Genomic DNA, 19,423 nt, shown 5'->3' on the forward strand with positions numbered 1-19,423 from the left:
TTGACGGTGAAAGTAAAGGTACTTAACTTAAGCACGCCCCACGCCGAGGGAACCCCGCACTGGCGCATCCGCAGCAGCTCCCTCTTCTCGCCCATCAGCCCCGGGAGGACCTCAGTGTCCGGAACCCCTCCGTCGGCCGGCGGCTTCGTCCGCCGGATCGGACTCTTCCAGGCCACCGCCATCAACATGAGCCAGATGTGCGGGATCGGCCCCTTCGTGACCATCCCGCTGATGGTCGCCGCCTTCGGCGGGCCGCAGGCCGTCATCGGCTTCGTCGCCGGCGCGATACTCGCCCTCGCCGACGGCCTCATCTGGGCCGAGCTCGGCGCCTCGCTGCCCGGCTCCGGCGGGAGCTACGTCTATCTGCGCCAGGCCTTCCAGTACCGCACCGGCCGCCTCATGCCGTTCCTCTTCGTGTGGACGGCCATGCTCTTCATCCCGCTCATCATGTCCACCGGCGTCGTCGGCTTCGTCCAGTACCTCGGCTACCTCGCCCCGGACCTCGGCAAGACCTCCGGTGACCTGATCGGGCTCGGCATCATCGCCCTCGTGGTCCTGCTGCTCTGGCGCGGCATCGAGCACATCGCCCGGATCACCGCGGCCATGTGGGTCGTGATGATCGCCTCGGTGGCCCTGGTGATCATCGCCGCCGCCACCCACTTCAGCCCGCACCTGGCCTTCGACTACCCCGTGGGTGCCTTCGAATTGACGAGCAGTCAGTTCTGGATCGGATTCGCCGCGGGTCTCACCATCGGCATCTACGACTACCTCGGCTACAACACCACCGCCTACATGGGCGCCGAGATCAAGGACCCCGGACGCACCCTGCCGCGCTCCATCATCTACTCCGTCCTCGGCATCATGGCGATCTACCTGCTCCTCCAGATCGGCACCCTCGGCGTCATCGACTGGCAGCGGATGCTGGACCCGAACGACATCGCCTCCACGTCGGTCGCCTCCGCGGTCCTGGAGAAGACCTGGGGCAAGGGCGCCGCCGACGTCGTCACCGTCCTCATCCTGATCACCGCGTTCGCCTCCGTGTTCACCGGGCTGCTCGGCGGTTCCCGGGTCCCGTACGACGCCGCCCGCGACAAGGTGTTCTTCCGCCCGTACGCCAAGCTGCACCCCCGGCACCGCTTCCCGACGCTGGGCCTGGTCACGATGGGCGTCGTGACCGCCGTCGGCTTCATGATCGGGCGCCACACCGATCTGGCCACCCTCATCCAGCTGCTCACCACGGTGATGGTCATCGTCCAGGCGCTCGCCCAGATCCTCGCCGTCACCGTGCTGCGCAAGCGGCAGCCCGGGCTCCGCCGCCCGTACCGGATGTGGCTCTACCCGCTGCCGAGCCTGATCGCCCTGGTCGGCTGGCTCACCATCTACGGCTATGCCGACAAGAACTCGCCCGGCCGCCACCCCATCGAATGGTCACTGGCCTGGCTGGCGCTCGGCTGCGTCGCCTTCGTCCTGTGGGCGCGCTTCGAGAAGGTCTGGCCGTTCGGACCGCGCGAGATACGCGAGGAGTATCTCGACGAGTCCGAGGTGGAGGTGCTGCCCGCCTGAGGCCGGAGCCGGCACCCGGTCGCCCATCGGCCGGGCGTATCCGCCGGGTCGCCGAACCCGGCGGGGCCGCATGTCCGGATGTGACAGGGAATCGTCATTGCGGCCGCTGGGACCCGCGGTGAGGATGGGGTCATGCCCACTTCGCACCGGGTCGTCATCGCGGTCTTCCCCGATGTCGACCTCCTCGACGTCACCGGACCGGCCGAGGTCTTCGCCCTGGCCAACCGGGAGACCTCGGGCGGCGCCGGATACGAGGTCCGCCTGGCCGGGCCCGCGTCCGGCGAGGTGCGCACCTCTGCGGGGGTGAGGCTGCTCGCCGACCTGTCCTTCGACGAGGTCGGCGCGCGGGTGGACACCCTGCTCGTGCCCGGCGCGGTGGACATGACCGACGAAGGCCCCCTCGCCCGGATCGACAAAGACGTCGTGGCCTGGGTGAAGGACACCGCGCCACACGCCCGGCGGGTGGCATCGGTGTGCGTGGGCGCCCATGTGCTCGCCGCGGCAGGGCTCCTCGACGGGCGGACGGCGACCACCCACTGGTCGACCGCCGCCCAGCTCGCCTCGGACCACCCGGCCGTCACGGTCGACCCGGACCCGATCTTCGTACGCACCGACCGCGGAAGGCTGTGGACAGGCGCCGGGATCAGCGCCTGCCTGGACCTCGCGCTTGCGCTGGTGGCCGAGGACCTGGGCGAGGACGTGGCCCTCGCGGTGGCCCGGCAACTCGTGATGTACCTCCGGCGCCAGGGCGGCCAGAGCCAGTTCTCCGTGCCGCTGAGCCGGCCCGCCACCTCCCGGCGCGACATCGACGAGCTGCGGCTGTGGATCGCCGACCACCTCGGCGACGACCTGTCGGCGGAAGCGCTGGCGGCCCGGATGTGCCTGAGCGAGCGGCACTTCGCCCGCGTCTTCAAACAGGAGACCGGCGCCGGCCCCGCCGCCTATGTCGAGGCCGCCCGGGTCGAGGCGGCCCGGCGCCTCCTGGAAACCACCGACTGCCCGCTCGACGAGGTCGCGGACGCGGCCGGACTCGGCTCGGTCGAAACCCTGCACCGCGCGTTCAAGCGGCAGCTCGCCGCCACGCCGGCCGCCTACCGCCGCCGCTTCCGCACCCAGCCCGCCTGACCTTCCGAAACCAACCCACATGCGAGCCGGACGGCTTCGCCATGCCCGACTCCCTGACCACCCCACATGCGAGCCCGTCGGCTTCGCCATGCCCAACTCCCTTGTGAAAGGCACCTGATGAGCACCGACACGCCCTCCACCACCCTCCGCGACGTCGCCGGCCTGGACAACCGGCCGCCGAAGCTGAGCGAGTCCGTCCTGATCATGATCGACTTCCAGAACACCTACCGCACCGGTGTGATGGCCCTGGAGGGTGCCGAGGAAGCCCTCGCCGCCGGGGCCCGCCTGCTGGAGCGGGCCCGCGCCGCGGGCGCCCCGGTCGTGCACATCATCAACGACGGTGGCGAGGGAAGCCCGTACGACATCCGTGCCCACCTCGGCGCCATCAGCGACGAGGTCGCGCCGGGGGACGGCGAGCCGGTCGTGGTCAAGCAGGTCCCCAACGCCTTCCACCTCACGGAACTGGAGAAGACACTGACCGGGCTCGGCGCCGCCCCGGGCAGGGGGAAGGACCTGGTCATCGGCGGGTTCATGACCCACATGTGCGTCAACTACACATCCCAGGGCGCCTTCAACCTCGGCTACCGTCCCACGGTCGTCGCCGAGACCACGGCCACCCGGGCGCTCGCCGCCCCCGACGGCACGGTGCTCCCTGCGGCCGCCCTCCAGGCCGCGGCGCTCACCTCGATCACGGACCTGTTCGGCATCGTGGTGGCCACGGTCGACGAGCTCCCCGAGTGACGACCCGGCGCCGGGCGGCAGAGTCACGGGGGTGCCCTGCCGCCCGGCGCACCCGGCTACTTGACGGGCCGTCAGACCCACCCCTCCAGCGACGCCATGAACCCTTCGAAGTCGTCGCGGTGGATGGTGTGCCCCGCGCCCTTGACCGTACGCACCTCGAAACCGCGTGCTTCGAGGCGTGCCACCTCGCTCGTGTCGTACAGGAAGCTCCCGTCGGCGAACTGGACGAGCGAGGGGACGACGGCCTTCTCGGGGACCTGGTCCGCGCTGAATATCGGGGCGAGGCCGAGCGCGCTGTTCTCGTCCCAGAGCTTCAGCGTGGCCAGCTCGATGTCGACGTCCTCGGCCTCCCAGCGCGGATTGAGCGCCGCGACCGTCGCCCGGCTCGCTGCCTTGAACTGGGCGAAGATCTCCGGACTGATGCCCTGCTGCTGGGAGTTGACGTTCCAGGCGGGGTCCGAGTAGACCGCGCGGGCCGGCCGCAGCCGGTCGGCGGCGAGCGACAGGGAGAGCCCGCCGAGGGAGTGGCCGATCGCCAGCTCGGCACCGGCCGGGAGGGTTTCGACGAGATCGTCGGCGAAGAGCTCGGCGGTGTACTCGCCGCGCCCGCTCGCCCCGTGGCCGCGCAGGTCCACCGCGATGACGCGGTAGCCCCGCTCGGCGAGCGCGGGACCGACCTTCCGCCAGGTGCGGTGGTCGGCCATGATCCCGTGGATCAGGAGCGCGACACGGTCGCCCTCTCCCCAGGTGCGGGTGTTGAGCTGCACGGTGATGCCTTTCGGTACGGGTGGTGCTGTCGGGCGATGGTGGTACGGGGCCGGGGCGGGCGGTGCGGTCAGGAGCGGGCCCGCCCCGGAACCGTACGTGTACGGATCATGGTCCGGCACGCCTGTCAGGTGTGCGCCGGCCCCGGACCCGTACGTCTCTCAGCGCACGGACCTGATCGGGCGCACCGCGAGCGCGCCCAGGACCGAGAGCGCGGCTCCGGCCAGGAAGAGTGCGGTGTAGCCGCCGCTGACCGAGACGATCAGCGAGGCCGCGAAGGGGGCGACGATCTGCGGGCCCGCGTTGGCGACGTTCAGGACGCCCATGTCGCGGGCGGCGTCCTCGGCCTTCGGCAGGACCAGGGTGACCAGCGCGGTGTCGACCGCCATGTAGCAGCCGAAGCCCAGGCCGTTGACGACCGAGAACGCGATCATCGCGGGCCAGCCCGGCGAGACGGCCGGGATGACCAGGGCCGCCGCGGACAGCGCGGCCGACGCGCCGACGAACAGCTTGCGGCGGTCGTGGCGGTCGGAAAGCCAGCCGCCGAGGACGGTGGAGACGACCATCGCGAGCGCGTTGACGGGCATCAGGATCGCCACGGCCTGCTCGGGCTCGAGTCCGGCGGGCAGATGCGTGTGGTCCTGGAGGATGTAGAGCTGATATCCAGCCACCGCGAAGTAGCCGAGGACGAGCAGCGCGCGGCCGATGAACGCCCAGCGGAAGTCGTGGTCGCGCAGTGCCTCGGTGAACGCGGCGAGCTGTCGCCCGACGGGCAGCGCCGCCTTGGCGGGCCGCCGTTCCTCGCGCGTACCGGCGGTGAAGATCACCCCTGCGGCCGCGACGAGTGCTCCGAAAACCAGGTAGCCGGTGCGGTAGTGGTCAGAGAAGGCGGCGCCGAGCAGTGCCCCGATGGTCGAGCCGAACGGCAGCCCGAGCCCTACGGCCGCCGACGCCTTGCCGCGCGCGGCCATCGGGACCCGGTCGGGGACGACCGAGGTGAGGGCGGCCTGGTAGACGTTGAGAACCGCCTGGCCCAGGCACCACACGATGGTGACCAGCAGGATCGTGTGGACCGTGCCGAGCAGGAACATCACGGGCAGCGCGAGCAGCCCGCCGCCGAGGATCCAGGGATTGCGGCGCCCCGAGCGGTCGGAGAGCGCGCCCGCCACCGGGTTGAACACGGTCGCGAAGATCGCCGAGACACCCGAGACGAGTCCGAGGGCGGCGACCTTGTGCGCTGCGTCGATGTGCTCGATCTGGAGCGCGAGCAGCACGCCGGGCACGCCGATGTAGAGGGCGTACAGGGCGGTGTTGCCGAGCAGGAGCAGCGGAAGAAGCCCGCGTGCGGGCCGCGGAGCCGGGGCGGTGACGGCCACCGGAATGCCGGTACCGGGGGAGGAAAGGGCCACGCTGCCCTCCGAGGAGTGAGGAGGCGGATGAGGGGTGCGGGTGCTGTGCGGGGCGGCGTCCTGACCGGCCGGAATTGAGGGGTACCGGTCCGGAAGGTCGCCTGCGTGACACCGGTGACCGCAAGGGTCGAGGCCGTCCGGTGCGAGTGGTGACACGTGTCAATTGCTCGTGTAAGCACTGTGTAGCATCGAATTCAGGCCATCCGCTAGACCCCGAGCGGGATGCGTCTGGAAAGATGCCGATCGCGATGAGCCAGACACCCAAGCAGCCTGCCGACCGTCCCGTCCCGACCAGCGCCGATGTGGCCCGCCTGGCCGGGGTCTCCCGGGCGACCGTGAGCTATGTGCTCAACAACACCTCGGCCGTGCGGATCAGCGAACCCACCCGGGTCCGGGTCCGCGCCGCCGCCGAGGAACTGGGCTACGTCCCGCACGCCGCGGCCCGCAGCCTGCGCGCCGGTCACACCCGGATCGTGCTGCTTCCCACCGCGCACATCCCGGTCGGCCCGCTCTACAGCCGCTTCTTCAACGAACTCCAGTGGGAGCTGCGCCGGCTGGACTACACGGTCGTCCAGTACGGCAGCCTGGGGCTAGGCGCGGACGAGGCGGCCCGCGCATGGGCCGAGCTGCGGCCCGTCGCCGTGGTCTCGCTCGGCGAGATCGAACTCACCCCGCAGGGCGTCCGGCTCCTCAAGCGCTCCGGGGCCCGGGCGGTCATAACGCTGGGCCCGCAACGCGTCGAGGGTGCCCACGCGCTCGTGATGGACCAGCGCGAGATCGGCGAGAGCGCGGTGGCCCACCTCCGCGAGCGGGGCCGCCGCCGCATCGGCGTGCTGATCCCCGAGGAACCCGGCCTCGAACTCTTCTCCAAGCCGCGCCTGGCCGGCGCCCGCAAGGCCGCGCACGGCACCGACACGGTGATCGAGCCCGTCACGATGGCGTACACGGAGGAATCGGCGGCCGAACTGGCGGGCCGCTGGCGGGAGTTGGGCCTGGATGCGGTGTTCGCGTACAACGACGAGTACGCGATGCTCCTGATGCGCGCCCTCCAGGACGCTGACATCGATGTCCCCCGCGAGACCGCGGTGATCGGCGCCGACGACCTCCTGCTCGGCCGACTGCTCCGCCCCCGCCTGAGCACGGTCCACGTGGAGATGGTGACCGGCCGCCACCTGGCCGAACTGGTGGACCGTGTGGTGCGCGACCCGGACGGCGCCCCGGAGCGGCACGACCTGATGGGCGCCAGGGCGCTGCCGCGCGAATCCAGCTGAGCGGGGCGCCTCGGCCTCGACGGCGGAGGCGCCCGTGGCGGGGCTACTTCACGGACCACTGGCCCGTCTGGTCGGCGAACCCGCTGTCCATGGTGAACTGCACCGTGGCGATCTTCGACGTCTTCGGCACCTCGAACAGGATCCAGCCGAGGGCCTTGTCGCCGGGCACAACCTTGGCGGACGCGGGGATCAGCGGCCCGGCGGTGATGTCACCGAACGTCGTCTGAAACCGCTGACCGTCGGTGTCGGCGGCCTGCGCCCCATTGGACGGACTGTCCTCATAGAGAGCCGAGCCGGTGTTGGCGAGTTGGAACTGCGCCGCCACCCACCGTTTTCCGTCCTGCGGAACGGAGAACTCGTTGGCGCTCACGGCGGGGTCGAGCCACCGCTTGACCGTGACGTCGAGCTGCTCGCCCTTGTTCGTGCCCTTGAGGGTGATGGTGTCGCCGACAACGGCGGTCTTCGCGCGGCTCGCTGTGGGCTGGGCGGCTCGGGACGACCCGGGCGCGGAGGGCTTGCTGTCGTTGGGCTTGGTGGTGACCGTGTTTCCCGCTGTGCAGGCGGTGCCCGCGAGGAGGAGAAGCACGCCTGAACCGATGGCATGGGCGATGGTGTGGCGCATGGTGCCCCCAGATGGTGCATGGCTGAGGGACGCAGTGTGGGGCGCAGGGTCGATCGGCCGCGATCGATGTGGCTGGTTCGTGACGACTTGGCGGTATCTATGTGACTTGATCGTGTCGGGTGGGACTTGTGAGGAGTGTGGGGCGGGACGGCGTGCGGTCCGGCCGTCAGGTGTTTAGCGTCGGAGCATGAGCAACCAACCGCGGCCCCCGAGCCGGCACCCCCAGCGTTTCGAGATCCTGCTCGTTCCTGAGCACGTCGAGGACCGGGGCGGTGCCTCGGTGGCGGACACCGCTGTGCGGTCCGCCGTCGTCGAGGCCACCGGTGAGTGGGGGGTATCGGGCTATCCGCGCTATGCCGGGCACGGCATCGAGGCCGAGATCGACTCGGCCGGCCGCGCGGTCGAGGCGGTGCTCGTCGACGGGTCCGAACTCGACATCGGTCTCGGCGTGGTGGTCAGGGAGGTCCCGCCCCGGCCGTGACGTGTGATCGCGTTGTGGCCTGGGCCCGTTGACAGCGGACGGCGGCGGGCAGAGACTCGGGCGCAGCCATTCATGAACATCACTTCACTGGGCGAACGGGCGATCGTGGCGGCCCCGAACCGGTGAAGAGATCCGTGGGAGAGACCCGATGAGCATCCGCGACGTGTACATCGTCGACGCCGTCCGCACCCCGATCGGCAAGTTCGGGGGTGCGCTCGCCGCGGTGCGGCCCGACGACCTCGCCGCACACGTGGTCCGGTCGCTCGTGGACCGTACCCCGGAGCTCGACCCGGCCCGCATCGACGACGTGTACTTCGGCGATGCCAACGGCGCGGGGGAGGACAACCGCGATGTGGCCCGCATGGCCGTGCTGCTCGCCGGGCTTCCCGTCTCGGTCCCCGGTGTCACCGTCAACCGCCTCTGCGGCTCCGGCCTCGAAGCCGTGATCCAGGCGGCCCGCGCCATCGCCGTCGGCGACGCCTCGATCGCCGTCGCGGGCGGCGTCGAGTCGATGTCCCGCGCCCCCTGGGTCGTGCAGAAGCCCGAGCGGGCCTTCCCCGCCGGCCACCAGCAGATGTACTCGACCACCCTCGGCTGGCGCATGACCAACCCGAAGATGCCCGCCGAGTGGACGGTCGCCCTCGGCGAGGGCGCCGAACTCGTCGCCGACCGGCACGGCATCACCCGCGAACAGCAGGACGCCTTCGCCCTCGACAGCCACCGCAAGGCCGCCGAGGCATGGGCCAAGGGCCTCTACGACGGCGAGGTCGTCCCGTACGGCGGGGTCGATCTGCTCCGCGACGAGTGCATCCGGGAGTCCTCCACCATGGAGGCGCTCGCCCGGCTCAAGCCCGCCTTCCGCGCGGACGGTTCGGTGACCGCGGGCAACGCATCGCCGCTCAACGACGGCGCCGCCGCCCTGCTCCTCGTCGACGAGGAGGGGCTGCGCGCCACCGGCCGCGAGCCGCTCGCCCGCATCCGCAGCTCCGCCGTCACCGGCATCGAGCCCCAGCTCTTCGGACTCGGCCCGGTGGAAGCCGTCCGCAAGGCGCTCGCCAAGGCGGGCAAGGACTTCGGCGACCTCACCACGTTCGAGCTGAACGAGGCGTTCGCCGCGCAGTCGCTCGGCTGCCTCGCCGAGTGGCCCGGACTCGACCCCGCCGTGGTCAACCCGCGCGGCGGCGCCATCGCCATCGGCCACCCGCTCGGCGCGTCGGGTGCCCGGCTCGCCGGAGCCGTCGCCCACCAGCTGGCCGCCGCCGGCTCGGGCACGGGCCTCGCGGCCCTCTGCATCGGCGTGGGCCAGGGGCTTGCGCTGGTGCTGGAACGCTAACAGCCGGGCTGCGTAAGGGAGTTGAGAATCCAGGAGTGGACTGCCCCGGGTTTCGTTGAGCGGTAAATCATCTTACGATGGCCGTTCGCACACCCCGACTGCCTTGTCCTGCAAGGGTGTCTGCACTGCCTTGATCTCAACCGGCCCGGCTCGTAAGCCGCTACGCGACTCCCCTCGGGCGACACACTGACTGGAGAGGCCTCATGACCCTGCTCGACCCCAAGACGTGGCAGCCCAGAACGCTCGCCGGGGGTGAGTACGAGGTCGTCGAGCCCGCCACGGGAGAGTCGCTCGGCGCCGTCACCCTCGCCGCCGGGGAGGACGTCGATGCGGCCTCCGAGGCCGCCGTCGCCGCGCAGGCCGCCTGGGCACGCGCCCCGCATGTCGAACGTGCGGCGGTCCTGCGCCGGGCGGGCGACCTGTTCGCGCACCACGCCGACGAGCTGCGGGAGTGGCTGGTCCGCGAGTCCGGATCGGTGTCCGGCAAGGCGGACTTCGAGCTGCACGTCGCCGCGCAGGAGTGCTACGAAGCCGCCGCCCTCGCTTCCCGGCCGCTCGGTGAGGTGCTGCCGAGCGAGCAGCCCCGGCTCTCCTACACCCGCCGGGTCCCGGTCGGCGTGACCGGTGTGATCGCCCCGTTCAACGCGCCCCTCATCCTCTCCATCCGCTCGGTGGCCCCCGCACTCGCGCTCGGCAACGCCGTCCTGCTGAAGCCCGACCCGCGTACCGCCGTGTGCGGCGGGCTCGCGCTCGGGGCCGTGTTCGCCGAGGCCGGGCTTCCCGAGGGGCTGCTGCACATCCTGCCCGGCGGCGCCGAGACCGGGCAGGCGCTGGTCGCCGACCCGCGCATCCCCGTCATCTCGTTCACCGGATCGACCGCCGCCGGACGCCGGGTCGGCGAGGCGGCCGGCCGTCAACTCAAGCGCGCCCACCTGGAGTTGGGCGGGAACTCCGCACTCGTCGTGCTGGCCGACGCCGACATCGAGGGCGCGATCGCGCAGGCCACCTGGGGGTCCTTCTTCCACCAGGGCCAGATCTGCATGACCACCGGCCGCCACCTCGTGCACGCCTCGCTGTACGAGGAGTACATCGAGCGGCTCGCCGCCAAGGCCGACGCGCTGGCCGTCGGCGACCCGTACCGCGAGCAGGTCCACCTGGGGCCGGTCATCGACCGGTCCCAACTCGGCAAGATCCACGGCCTGGTGGAGTCCAGCACGGCTCGTGGTGCGCGGCTCGCGGCGGGCGGCACCCACCGGGACCTCTTCTACCGCCCCACCGTGCTCGCCGACGTCGACGACCACACCCCCGCCTATGCCGAGGAGGTCTTCGGACCGGTCGCCCCGGTCCGCTCCTTCGCCACCCTGGACGAGGCCGCGGCCCTGGCGGCGGCGGGCCCGTACGGTCTCTCGCTCGGCATCGTCACGCGGGACACCGCGCTCGGCCTCGAACTCGCCGACCGCATTCCGACCGGGATCGCCCACGTCAATGACCAGACGGTCAACGATGAGGCGGTCGCGCCCTTCGGGGGGATCGCGGCGTCCGGGACGGGGGCGCGGTTCGGGGGTTCGGCGAACCTGGATGCGTTTACGCAGTTGCGGTGGACCACTGTTCGCCGCGAACCGGCGGGGCATCCCTTTTAAGCACCCTGCGGTGGGTGCGGCTGTCCGCGGAAGGTGAGGTTCTTCGGCTGCGGGCTGCCTGTGGCTCGTCGCGCGGTTCCCCGCGCCCCTTCGGGGCATGGAGCCACGGCGGCATCCGGACCGCTCGGGGGCCCGACGCGACACGCCCCGATCGAAGCCTGCCGTTCGCACAGCGAGCCCCCAACCGCCGGCACCGGACACCGGTCCGGCATTCTTGGGCGGTGCACTCGGTTCTCTCCGGCTTTTTGCCCATCTGGACCATCACCGCGTTCGGCTGGGGCGCCGGGCGGTTCAACCTGCTCGGTGACCAGGCCCAGCAGGTCCTCGGCCGCTTCGCGTTCACCTTCGCCATGCCCTCGCTGCTGTTCCTCACCATGGCGAAGTCACGGCCCGGCGAGCTGGCGCAGCCCGGCGTCGCGGTGTTCGCCCTCAGCCTGGTCGCCGTGTTCGCGGCGGGGCTGATCGCGAGCAGGCGGCTCTTCCGGCGCAAGAAGGCCGAGCAGGCGATCGGCGCGATGGCCGCGTCCTATGTGAACTCGGCGAACCTCGGCATCCCGGTCGCCGTGCACGTCCTGCACGACACGTCGTTCATCGTGGCGGCGGCCCTGTTCCAGATGCTGTTCATCACTCCGCTGATCCTGGTGCTGATAGAGCTCGACGTACGCCGTGACGCGGGCCGCCGCTGGCTGCGGATGCTCCAACTGCCCATACGCAATCCGGTAGTCGGGGCATCGGCCGCAGGCGTGGCCGTCGCCGCCCTCGGGCTGCGTCTGCCCGACGAGGTCGCCTCGCCGCTCACCATCCTCGGCGGCGGCGCCGTCCCCGCGGCCCTGTTCGCGCTCGGCATGTCGCTCACCGCACGGGCCGCGGCCGACCCGGGGGAGCGGGCCGAGCGCAGCGTGCTCGTCGCCCTCAAGATCGCCGTACAGCCGCTGCTCGCCTACGCGTTGGGCAGGTGGGCCTTCGGGCTCGGCGGGCACGAGCTGTTCGCGGTGGTGCTCTGCGCCGGACTGCCCACGGCGCAGAACGCCTTCATCTTCGCCTCCGAGTACCGGTTGGACACCGCGCTGCCCCGGGACACCGTGCTGCTCTCGACGCTCCTGTCGATGGCGTCCCTCTCTCTGATCGCGGTCCTCCTCGGCTGACCGCTCAGCAGGGCTGGCGCCACACGTCCAGCTTGAGGTTCTTGCGCATCGAGGAGAGCCCGAGCTTGTCGGACTCGGCACAGAAGTCCTTGGTGGGCAGCTCGTACTCGACGTGGAAGACCGCCTTGTCCGCCTTCACGAACGGCGTGAGCAGTGCGCACTCGTCGTACTGCGCACACTGCTCGTTGACCGCGAAGTCGAAGGCGGGCACCAGTTCCGGGATCTGCTGGAGATCGTTCTTGAGACCCACCGCAAGGCCCCGCGCGTGCGCGATGCCGGAGAGCATGCGGTTGTACGCGAGCTGGTCGGCGGCCTTGAGAGGAAAGCCCGTCTTGTTGAGGTAGCCGTCCATGAGATCCGGCTCGACCGCGTCGAAGCCCTTCTCCTTGCACATGTCGAAGCGGCGCTCCATCAGCGGACGCAGCACGTCGATCTGCCGGATGTCGAGCCAGCGCTCGCCCTCCCAGCCGTTGTTCTCGCCCTGTACGGCGGCCGGGAAGTCCCCCTTGTCGGGCCGGAAGTTCTCCCAGGCGCCCGCGTTGATGTAGCAGATCGCCTTACGGCCTTCACTGTGCAGCTTGGCGACGTCGGCCGCGGTGTTCTCGAAGCCGTCGATGTCGTACACCGGGACGTCGGGGCCGTCCTGCACCCGGCCGTTGAGCTGCCACTGCCAGGCGGTACCGGGCTTGGGCTGCCATGGCTTCGCCGGCGCCGAACCGCTGGGGGAGGGCGACGGAGAGGCGGGCCGGCTGGGCTTGGGAGTCGTGGAGGGCGCGTGGGAAGGGGAGGGCGTGGCCGTCGGCCGCGGGGTGTCCGGGCCGTCCGCGTCGTCGTCCGAGGGGCCGGACGAACAGGCGGTGGCGAGCAGCAGAAGGGTGACGCCGGTGCAGAGCAGCGCCATCGGATTGCGGGCCAGGGTGCGGTTCATGGCGTCTTTCCGGGAAGCACGGGCGGCAGAGCCGCCCACGGATTGGGTAGCTGGCGCTCGACCACGCAGCACACGCCCGCCCCGCGGTCGCCGGCCGTCCGCAGGGCGAGCGCGAGAAGCGCCCCGGGCACGCCGTACACCAGGTGGCACAGGCGTTCCGGCGGCTGGCGGTCGGCCCAGCCGGGCCGGGTGAAGGCGGACACATAGGTGTTCCAGTGTCCTTCGAAGGTGACCAGGAGATCGGCGATCCGCAGATAGCCGGGCGCGGGATGCACGCCCGGGTTGAGCACCACGGTGGCCGCGCCCGCCCGCCGGGCTGCCCGGGCGGCCTGCCGCACGAACGGCAGGCCGGTCCGGTCGGCGGGCGCGCGGTCGAGGAAGCAGCCGTCGGCCCCGTACCAGTCGCGGTGCCGCTCGACGTCCCGCACCACGTCGGCCGGCGGCCGGGCGCCGTAGTCCAGGTCGACATAGCCGAGCACCCGGACGCCGGCCGAGCGCAACGCCTCGACCGGCTCGGCGAACGCCGGGTCCGGGGCGGCGCCCGGCCCGTCCGCCGCGTTGAGCACCACTCCGTAGAGACCGTCCGCCGCCTCGGCGAGCCGCTGCCAGGCGGCCGGGTCCTCGGTGGGGTGCACATAGAGGGGAACGAGCAGCATCAGTGCACCGGTTCCCGGTCCGGCTCGGCGCGCACGGCCGCCCACAGCGCGGACACCGAATCGGCGAGGGCATACCGGGGCGACCAGCCGAGGGTGGTCCGGGCCGCACTCGGGTCGGAGCACTGCCAGGGCACGTCCGCCGAGCGCGCCGAGCCCTCGGCGTTCTCCTCGATGTGGCCCTTGAACCCCGCGGCGCGGGCCAGTTCGTACACCAACTCCCTTACGGGGACGGCCTGTCCGCGCGCGACGTTGAGGACCGGGGGCAGCGGTCCGCCGTCGATGGCCGCCAGGACCGCGGCGTGGGCGACATCCCGTGCGTCCACGAAGTCGCGGTGCGCGGAGAGGTCGCCGAGCCGCACCGCGGAGCGGGGTCCGAGGTCGCGCAGCTGCCGGGCGAGGCGGCCCGGCAGCCCGGCGGCGGGCGCGCCGGGACCGACCGGGTTGGTGATCCGCAGGACCACCGCGTCGAGCCCGGAGGAGGTGACGGCCAGGGTGCCCGCCAGCTTGGTGGCTCCGTACAGGGTGGTCGGGCGGGCGGCGGACTGCTCGGTGACGCGCTCGCCGATCCCGCTCGGCCCGTACTCGGCGGCCGAGCCGAAGTGGACGAGCCGGGCGGTCGGGGCGGCCTCGCGCAGCGCCGCGCACAGCACGGCGGGGCCCCGCACGTTGACTTCGGCCAGCGCCATGGACTGCGGGCCGACCGCCCCCGCGCAGTTGATGACGGCGTCGGGGGCGTACGAGAAGAGCCGCTCGGCGAGCGGGCCGGGGCCGACGGTGGCGAGGTCCACGGAGAGGTCGGCCGTCGGGCCCCGGCCCGCGCCGAAGAACCGCACGCCGGGCAGGGCGCGCAGCTCCCGGGCGACATGGCCGCCCAGGTAGCCGCTGTGGCCCAGTACGAGAATGCGCATGGGCGGGTCAGGCCCCCTTCAGCAGGAGGGAACGGTGGGTGGTGAACTCGGCGTTCGCCCGGTCGTAGTCGTCGGGGCGCCCGATGTCCAGCCAGTACCCGTCGAACGCGTAGGCGTGCGGCGGGGTTTCGGCCTTCAGGAGGTCGAGCACCAGCTCGTCGAAGCCGAGCGGCAGACCAGAGGTGTATCCGGCCAGCGTGCTGAGGGACAGGCCGTACACGCCCATCGAGACCCGGTAGTCCATGCTGGGCTTCTCGGTGAAGCCCACCACTTTGGTGTCGTCGGTGGTCAGCACCCCGAAGTCGATGTGCACCTTGCGGGCGTACGTGGCGATCGTCAGCGGGGCGCCGCTGGTGCGGTGCCGGGTGAGCACGTCCGCGTAGTCGAGGTCGGTCAGGATGTCCCCGTTCATGACGAGGAAGGACTCCGGCAGCCGGTCCCGCATGGTGAGCAGCGGGCCGATGGTGCCGAGCGGGCTCTCCTCGGTGCTGTAGTCGATGTTCAGACCCCAGCGTTCACCGTCGCCCACATAGGCGCGGATGATCTGGCCCAGGTGGCCGATGGCGATGGTGCAGCCGGTGAAGCCGGCGGCCGCGAGCTGGCGCAGCACGATCTCCAGGATCGCGTGCTGATCGCCGATCGGAACCAGCGGCTTGGGCAGCGCCGTGGTGTACGGCCGCAGCCGGACGCCCTTGCCTCCGGCGAGTATCACTGCGTGCATGGGAGCCTCCCTGAGAATGGGACTGGCGGGGTCAGATGTTGTAGATGCCGGTCTTGTAGCGGGCGAGGTTGCCCGGGTCGCGGAAGAACTCCGCGGTCCGCTCCAGGCCCGACTCCAGGCCGAACCCCGGCTGCCAGCCGGTGGCTTCGGTGAGCCGGCTCGCGTCCGCGACCAGACGCATCACTTCGGAGTTGGCGGGCCGGATGCGCTGCCCGTCCTCCCGTACGTCGAGTTCGGCGCCCATCACCTTGCCGATGAGCCGCACCAGGTCGCCCACCGAGATCTCGGTGCCGGTCCCGGCGTTGAAGGTGCGCCCCACGACGCGCTCGGCGGGGGCGGTGCCCACGGCGAGGAAGGCCCGCGCGGTGTCGGCGGCGAACGTGAAGTCCCGGGTCGGCCGCAGATCGCCCAGCGTGATGGTGCGCGAGCCCGCCGCGACCTGGCCGATGACCGTGGGGATCACGGCTCGCATCGACTGGCGCGGCCCGTAGGTGTTGAAGGGCCGCAGCGTCACCACGGGCGTGCCGAAGCTCGCGTAGTAGCTGTCCGCGAGCCGGTCCCCGCCGGCCTTCGAAGCGGCGTAGGGGGACTGGGTGTTGATGGGGTGGTCCTCGGTGATGGGCACGGTCTGCGCGGTGCCGTACGTCTCGCTGGTCGAGGTGTGCACCAGGCGCGGGATCTCCAGGGCGCGGACCGCTTCGAGCACGTTGAGCGTGCCGGTGACGTTGGTGTCCACGTAGCTGTGCGGGGCCTGGTAGGAGTACGGGATCGCGATCAGCGCCGCCAGGTGGTAGACGGCCTCGGCACCTTCGGCCAGACCCCGCACGGAGCCGGGGTCGCGGACGTCGCCCAGGACGATCTCGACCTGGTCCAGGACGTCGGCGGACAGGGTCTCCAGCCAGCCGTACGACGAGAAGGAGTTGTACTGGGCCATCGCGCGGACGCGGTGCCCGGAGGCGACGAGGGCCTCGGTGAGGTGGGAGCCGATGAAGCCTTCGGCTCCGGTGACGGCGACAAGCGGTGCGGAAGTCAACTGCCGCTCCTTTCAACGCTGTTCAGAACATTGGGTGATCATTCGAGTGCGGTGCGTGAGGCTGGTGCCCCGCCCTGTGCCGGGTGGGGCGCGGTACGGGTCAGGCGTGCGCGGTCGGCCGCCCGAGCAGGTGCAGGGTGGTGCCGGCCAGGGTGAGGGCGGCGGCCGCGCAGCAGAGCAGTTCGGTGAGCGGGCCCGGCGGTGGTGCGAGCAGCCCGGCCGAGGCGACCCCGGCCGCGGCCGCCAGGCTGACGGCGGCAGGCGGCCAGGCGATGCCGAACGCCTGGAGCAGCAGCGCCGTCCACAGCAGTGCCGCGAGCGCGAGCAGGGGCGCGGGCTCGGCCCCGGTGAGCAGGGCCGCGGGAAACAGCGGGAGCAGATAGACGAGGAGGCAGCCGCCGAGGACGGCGGCCGAGCGCCGGCGGAACGCGGCCGGGGTGGCCGTCGCCCGCAGCGCCGCGACCGACAGGCCCCGGTAGCGGTAGAGGAGCCATTCGGCGGGGCCCATGCTGAGCGTCAGCGCGATCACCGCGAGCGGATGGCGCTGCCCGGCGAACGCCACGAGCACACCGGCGGCCAGGCCGAACAGCCCGTACGGCAGTGAGGCCACGAGCCGGGGCGCCGCCGAAGAGGTCGCGGCGGGTTCCTTCAGCGCCTCCCGCAGGCAGTGGCCGACGGCCGCGACCACCAGGATCAGGGTGAGCGCGCACAGCCCCACCCGCATCAGCGAGCCCGGCTCCCGGAACGGCAGGACCGCGGCCCCCGCGATGATCGGGGTGAGCGCGCCGAGCAGGAGCCGCTCGCGCGCCAGGACCAGGAGGATCCCGGCCGCCGCGAGATAGCAGGACTGTCCGGCCACGAAGAACGCCGCTTTGCTCGGCCCCACGATCGCGAAGCCCGTGGCACAGGCCGGCAGTGCGCCGAGCGGTGCGCCCGCCATCAGTGTGCGGGCCGCCTCGGCCCGGCCCGAGGCCATCCGCAGATAGGCGCGGTGCCCGAGCCCCTGCCCCCACGCCCACGACACGAGTCCCGCCACGACCAGGGCGAGCACCGCCCGGTCGCTCTGCCACAGCCGGGCGGTCAGCGGGTAGGCGAGCCCGGGCAGTGCGAACAGGGCGCCGCGCAGCGCGCAGCGGACCGGGTCGGGCTTCCAGGGATCGGCGGCCGCGGGCGGCTCCGGGAAGCTGCGCGGCACCCGCCGGTACAGGTCCTCGGCGAGCGCGAACAGATTGCGGTGACCGTACTCGTCAGCGATCTGCTGGGCCGTCAGGCCCTCGGACTCCAAGAGCGCCGCGACCTCGTAGGCGTGCACCGCGGGCCCTATCTGTTCGGCGAGTTCGGCGGCGAGCCGGTCCACTGCCGTGTCCTTGGCCGTCCGCGCGGGCGCCCGGCCCGGCAGGCGCAGCGTCATCGTGGACTCGGTGGCGAGCCGGAGCGTCAGGGTGTCGTCGCGGCCGTCGGGCGGCTCCAGACGGATGGGCCCGCTCATCCCGCCACCCGGCTCAGCTCGGCGGGGACCAGGCGCAGGGCCATCGTGGTGTCCGCGCTGTCTTCTCTTCGCCGCACCGGCGCAACTGCCCCGCCGCGTACGGAGAGTTCGAGATAGATGGCCCGGAAGGTGTCGACGGTCTGCCGCAGCGTGAACTGCTCGACGACGCGCAGCCGGGCCGCTTCTCCCATGGCCGCCCGGCGCACCGGGTCGCCGAGGAGTTCCAGGGCGGCCGCGGCCATCGCGTCCGGGTCGCGCGGTGGCACCACGAGCCCGGTCTCGCCGACCGCCTCGCGCACCCCGCCCACATCCGTGGAGACGGTGGCCCGGCCGCAGCTCATCGCCTCGATCAACGTGAAGGGGAAGCCCTCGCTGATGCTGGACAGCATGACCACGTTGCCCGCGGCGTAGGCGTCCCTGATGTCGTCGACGCGGCCCTCGAAGGTGACCGCGCCGCCCTGGTCGAGCGAGTCGGCAAGAGCCTCGCACCGCTCCCGGTACGCCTCGCCGCCCCGGGGCGTGCCGCCGAACAGGCGCAGCGTGGCCTCGGGGAGTTCGCTGCGCACCTTCGCGAAGGCGCGGATCAGCGTCTCCAGATCCTTGATGGGGTCAACTCGCCCTGCCCAGCTGAGAGTTGGGGTAGCGGGCTCGGGTCCGGCGGGCGGGAACGCCGCCGGGTCGACCCCGTTGTAGACCGTGCGTATGAGCTGGGGATCGGCCCCGCCCTGCTCCTCCCACAGCCGGTTGTACTGGTTGCCCGGCGTGATCAGGGCGGCCCGCCGGTACGTCTCCTCGGCGAGCAGCCGGAAGAACCCGAGCAGCACCGCCTTGACGGGCCAGCGGTACGGGGCGGTCCGGTAGCCCAGATAGCGCTCGCGCAGATAGACCCCGTGCTCGGTCAACAGCAGCGGTACGCCGTGGAGTTCGGCTCCCACCAGGCCCGGCAGGACGGCCACTCCGCCGCTGACCGCGTGCGAGACGCCCTGGCTCGGCGGGGTCGCGGCGAGCGGCCGCAGCGCGTGTTCCAGGAGCCCGGTCGCGGTGACCGCGTCGTGCAGGGTGGGCCGGGCCTCGCGCACGGCGAGCCCCGGCCGGTTCCACACCTCGGTCATGACCCGGATCGCCCGGTCGCCGCGCAGGGCGGGGCTGAGCCTGCCGTCCCGGGCGGCCCGGGCCATCTCGTACAGCGCCGGGCCGAACCCGCTCTCCGCCGCGGGATCCAGCAATGCGGTGAGGAAGCGTTCGTACGCCGTCATCAGGCGCCGTTCCTGGCGGCCGCGCGGGGCCGAACCGGCGGGGGCGGGGCCCCACATGGGGACCGAGACGGCCTCGGAGGCGTGCGGCGGGAGGTCCCACACGGTGGGCTCGCGGCCGGTGCCGGTCACCGCGATGATGTCGAAGTCGATGTCGGGCATTCCGGTGACGAGTTGGTCGCACCAGACGCTCACCCCGCCGTGGCTGTGCGGATAGGTGCCCTCGGTGAGCAGGGTGACCCGCGCCGCGCCGGAGCGCGGCGCGCGGTGTGGTACGTGCATGCATGCGCTCCGCGGCTGAAGAGAGCGGTGGGTGGTGAAGGCGGCCCGGCGGCCCGCC

At 71.9% G+C, this 19,423-nt stretch carries 18 protein-coding genes; 8 read left to right on the plus strand and 10 right to left on the minus strand.

What is annotated here, in order from left to right; translation table 11 throughout:
- Window positions 1–114: 114 nt before the first annotated feature.
- From ABD346_RS30470 to ABD346_RS30480, 3 genes are all read left to right on the plus strand, one after another.
- Window positions 115–1,563, plus strand: coding sequence for an APC family permease (locus ABD346_RS30470; protein ID WP_344379262.1), 1,449 nt, complete (start codon window positions 115–117; stop codon window positions 1,561–1,563).
- Between the two features lie 132 nt (window positions 1,564–1,695).
- Window positions 1,696–2,688, plus strand: a complete 993-nt coding sequence (locus ABD346_RS30475) for a GlxA family transcriptional regulator (protein ID WP_344379264.1) — start codon at window positions 1,696–1,698, stop codon at window positions 2,686–2,688.
- 117 nt (window positions 2,689–2,805) lie between these two features.
- Window positions 2,806–3,429 carry an isochorismatase family protein gene (locus ABD346_RS30480; protein ID WP_344379265.1) on the plus strand — a complete coding sequence of 208 codons (624 nt, stop codon included), beginning with the start codon at window positions 2,806–2,808 and terminating at the stop codon, window positions 3,427–3,429.
- Window positions 3,430–3,500: 71 nt separating this feature from the next.
- On the opposite strand, the gene ABD346_RS30485 is transcribed toward ABD346_RS30480, so the two are convergent.
- Both ABD346_RS30485 and ABD346_RS30490 read right to left on the minus strand, forming a co-directional pair.
- Window positions 3,501–4,196: an alpha/beta fold hydrolase gene (locus tag ABD346_RS30485; RefSeq protein ID WP_344379319.1), complete on the minus strand. Its 696-nt coding sequence runs from the start codon at window positions 4,194–4,196 to the stop codon at window positions 3,501–3,503.
- Between the two features lie 159 nt (window positions 4,197–4,355).
- Complete coding sequence (locus tag ABD346_RS30490; protein ID WP_344379266.1) at window positions 4,356–5,603, minus strand: MFS transporter; 1,248 nt, start codon at window positions 5,601–5,603, stop codon at window positions 4,356–4,358.
- 248 nt (window positions 5,604–5,851) lie between these two features.
- Between ABD346_RS30490 and ABD346_RS30495 the strand changes: the two genes are divergently transcribed.
- The gene (locus tag ABD346_RS30495; protein ID WP_344379267.1) at window positions 5,852–6,874 is read left to right on the plus strand and encodes a LacI family DNA-binding transcriptional regulator; all 1,023 of its coding nucleotides are present in this window, start codon (window positions 5,852–5,854) and stop codon (window positions 6,872–6,874) included.
- A gap of 43 nt (window positions 6,875–6,917) precedes the next feature.
- On the opposite strand, the gene ABD346_RS30500 is transcribed toward ABD346_RS30495, so the two are convergent.
- Entirely contained in the window at window positions 6,918–7,496 is a 579-nt protein-coding gene (locus ABD346_RS30500) for a DUF4352 domain-containing protein (protein ID WP_344379268.1), read from the minus strand.
- A gap of 187 nt (window positions 7,497–7,683) precedes the next feature.
- On the opposite strand from ABD346_RS30500, the gene ABD346_RS30505 reads away from it, so the two are divergent.
- The 4 genes from ABD346_RS30505 to ABD346_RS30520 all read left to right on the plus strand — a co-directional run bounded on the left by ABD346_RS30505 (window position 7,684) and on the right by ABD346_RS30520 (window position 12,095).
- On the plus strand, window positions 7,684–7,977 hold the full coding sequence (locus ABD346_RS30505; RefSeq protein WP_344379269.1) for a hypothetical protein: 294 nt from the start codon (window positions 7,684–7,686) through the stop codon (window positions 7,975–7,977).
- A 148-nt stretch (window positions 7,978–8,125) separates the two neighbouring features.
- On the plus strand, window positions 8,126–9,310 hold the full coding sequence (locus ABD346_RS30510) for a thiolase family protein (RefSeq protein ID WP_344379271.1): 1,185 nt from the start codon (window positions 8,126–8,128) through the stop codon (window positions 9,308–9,310).
- 203 nt (window positions 9,311–9,513) lie between these two features.
- The gene (locus ABD346_RS30515) at window positions 9,514–10,950 is read left to right on the plus strand and encodes a benzaldehyde dehydrogenase (protein WP_344379272.1); all 1,437 of its coding nucleotides are present in this window, start codon (window positions 9,514–9,516) and stop codon (window positions 10,948–10,950) included.
- Between the two features lie 245 nt (window positions 10,951–11,195).
- On the plus strand, window positions 11,196–12,095 hold the full coding sequence (locus ABD346_RS30520) for an AEC family transporter (RefSeq protein ID WP_344379273.1): 900 nt from the start codon (window positions 11,196–11,198) through the stop codon (window positions 12,093–12,095).
- A 4-nt stretch (window positions 12,096–12,099) separates the two neighbouring features.
- Here ABD346_RS30520 and ABD346_RS30525 read toward each other — a convergent pair whose 3' ends face one another.
- The 7 genes from ABD346_RS30525 to pelF form a co-directional block, all read right to left on the minus strand.
- The gene (locus ABD346_RS30525; RefSeq protein WP_344379274.1) at window positions 12,100–13,023 is read right to left on the minus strand and encodes an endo alpha-1,4 polygalactosaminidase; all 924 of its coding nucleotides are present in this window, start codon (window positions 13,021–13,023) and stop codon (window positions 12,100–12,102) included.
- Complete coding sequence (locus tag ABD346_RS30530) at window positions 13,020–13,682, minus strand: spherulation-specific family 4 protein (RefSeq protein ID WP_344379320.1); 663 nt, start codon at window positions 13,680–13,682, stop codon at window positions 13,020–13,022. Before ABD346_RS30530 ends, ABD346_RS30525 begins: the two co-directional genes overlap by 4 nt.
- Window positions 13,679–14,587 carry an NAD-dependent epimerase/dehydratase family protein gene (locus ABD346_RS30535; protein ID WP_344379275.1) on the minus strand — a complete coding sequence of 303 codons (909 nt, stop codon included), beginning with the start codon at window positions 14,585–14,587 and terminating at the stop codon, window positions 13,679–13,681. The genes ABD346_RS30530 and ABD346_RS30535 overlap by 4 nt, the downstream gene beginning before the upstream one ends.
- Before the next feature lie 7 nt (window positions 14,588–14,594).
- Window positions 14,595–15,308 carry a nucleotidyltransferase family protein gene (locus ABD346_RS30540; RefSeq protein WP_344379277.1) on the minus strand — a complete coding sequence of 238 codons (714 nt, stop codon included), beginning with the start codon at window positions 15,306–15,308 and terminating at the stop codon, window positions 14,595–14,597.
- 31 nt (window positions 15,309–15,339) lie between these two features.
- Window positions 15,340–16,341: an SDR family NAD(P)-dependent oxidoreductase gene (locus tag ABD346_RS30545; RefSeq protein WP_344379278.1), complete on the minus strand. Its 1,002-nt coding sequence runs from the start codon at window positions 16,339–16,341 to the stop codon at window positions 15,340–15,342.
- 100 nt (window positions 16,342–16,441) lie between these two features.
- Window positions 16,442–17,830 carry a hypothetical protein gene (locus tag ABD346_RS30550; protein ID WP_344379279.1) on the minus strand — a complete coding sequence of 463 codons (1,389 nt, stop codon included), beginning with the start codon at window positions 17,828–17,830 and terminating at the stop codon, window positions 16,442–16,444.
- Window positions 17,827–19,365, minus strand: a complete 1,539-nt coding sequence (gene pelF, locus ABD346_RS30555) for a GT4 family glycosyltransferase PelF (protein WP_344379280.1) — start codon at window positions 19,363–19,365, stop codon at window positions 17,827–17,829. The genes ABD346_RS30550 and pelF overlap by 4 nt, the downstream gene beginning before the upstream one ends.
- Between the last annotated feature and the right edge of the window lie 58 nt (window positions 19,366–19,423).

It is taken from the genome of Streptomyces mauvecolor, from assembly GCF_039532965.1.
Classification (GTDB): Bacteria; Actinomycetota; Actinomycetes; order Streptomycetales; family Streptomycetaceae; genus Streptomyces; species Streptomyces violascens.

What these genes read in the sequence shown, in the direction of transcription:
- ABD346_RS30500 (WP_344379268.1), bottom strand. Translation starts at nt 7,496, where the DNA reads ATGCGCCACACCATCGCCCATGCCATCGGTTCAGGCGTGCTTCTCCTC.
- ABD346_RS30505 (WP_344379269.1), top strand. Translation starts at nt 7,684, where the DNA reads ATGAGCAACCAACCGCGGCCCCCGAGCCGGCACCCCCAGCGTTTCGAG.
- ABD346_RS30475 (WP_344379264.1), top strand. Translation starts at nt 1,696, where the DNA reads ATGCCCACTTCGCACCGGGTCGTCATCGCGGTCTTCCCCGATGTCGAC.
- ABD346_RS30495 (WP_344379267.1), top strand. Translation starts at nt 5,852, where the DNA reads ATGAGCCAGACACCCAAGCAGCCTGCCGACCGTCCCGTCCCGACCAGC.
- ABD346_RS30510 (WP_344379271.1), top strand. Translation starts at nt 8,126, where the DNA reads ATGAGCATCCGCGACGTGTACATCGTCGACGCCGTCCGCACCCCGATC.
- ABD346_RS30535 (WP_344379275.1), bottom strand. Translation starts at nt 14,587, where the DNA reads ATGCGCATTCTCGTACTGGGCCACAGCGGCTACCTGGGCGGCCATGTC.
- ABD346_RS30480 (WP_344379265.1), top strand. Translation starts at nt 2,806, where the DNA reads ATGAGCACCGACACGCCCTCCACCACCCTCCGCGACGTCGCCGGCCTG.
- ABD346_RS30525 (WP_344379274.1), bottom strand. Translation starts at nt 13,023, where the DNA reads ATGAACCGCACCCTGGCCCGCAATCCGATGGCGCTGCTCTGCACCGGC.
- ABD346_RS30540 (WP_344379277.1), bottom strand. Translation starts at nt 15,308, where the DNA reads ATGCACGCAGTGATACTCGCCGGAGGCAAGGGCGTCCGGCTGCGGCCG.
- pelF (WP_344379280.1), bottom strand. Translation starts at nt 19,365, where the DNA reads ATGCACGTACCACACCGCGCGCCGCGCTCCGGCGCGGCGCGGGTCACC.
- ABD346_RS30550 (WP_344379279.1), bottom strand. Translation starts at nt 17,830, where the DNA reads ATGAGCGGGCCCATCCGTCTGGAGCCGCCCGACGGCCGCGACGACACC.
- ABD346_RS30515 (WP_344379272.1), top strand. Translation starts at nt 9,514, where the DNA reads ATGACCCTGCTCGACCCCAAGACGTGGCAGCCCAGAACGCTCGCCGGG.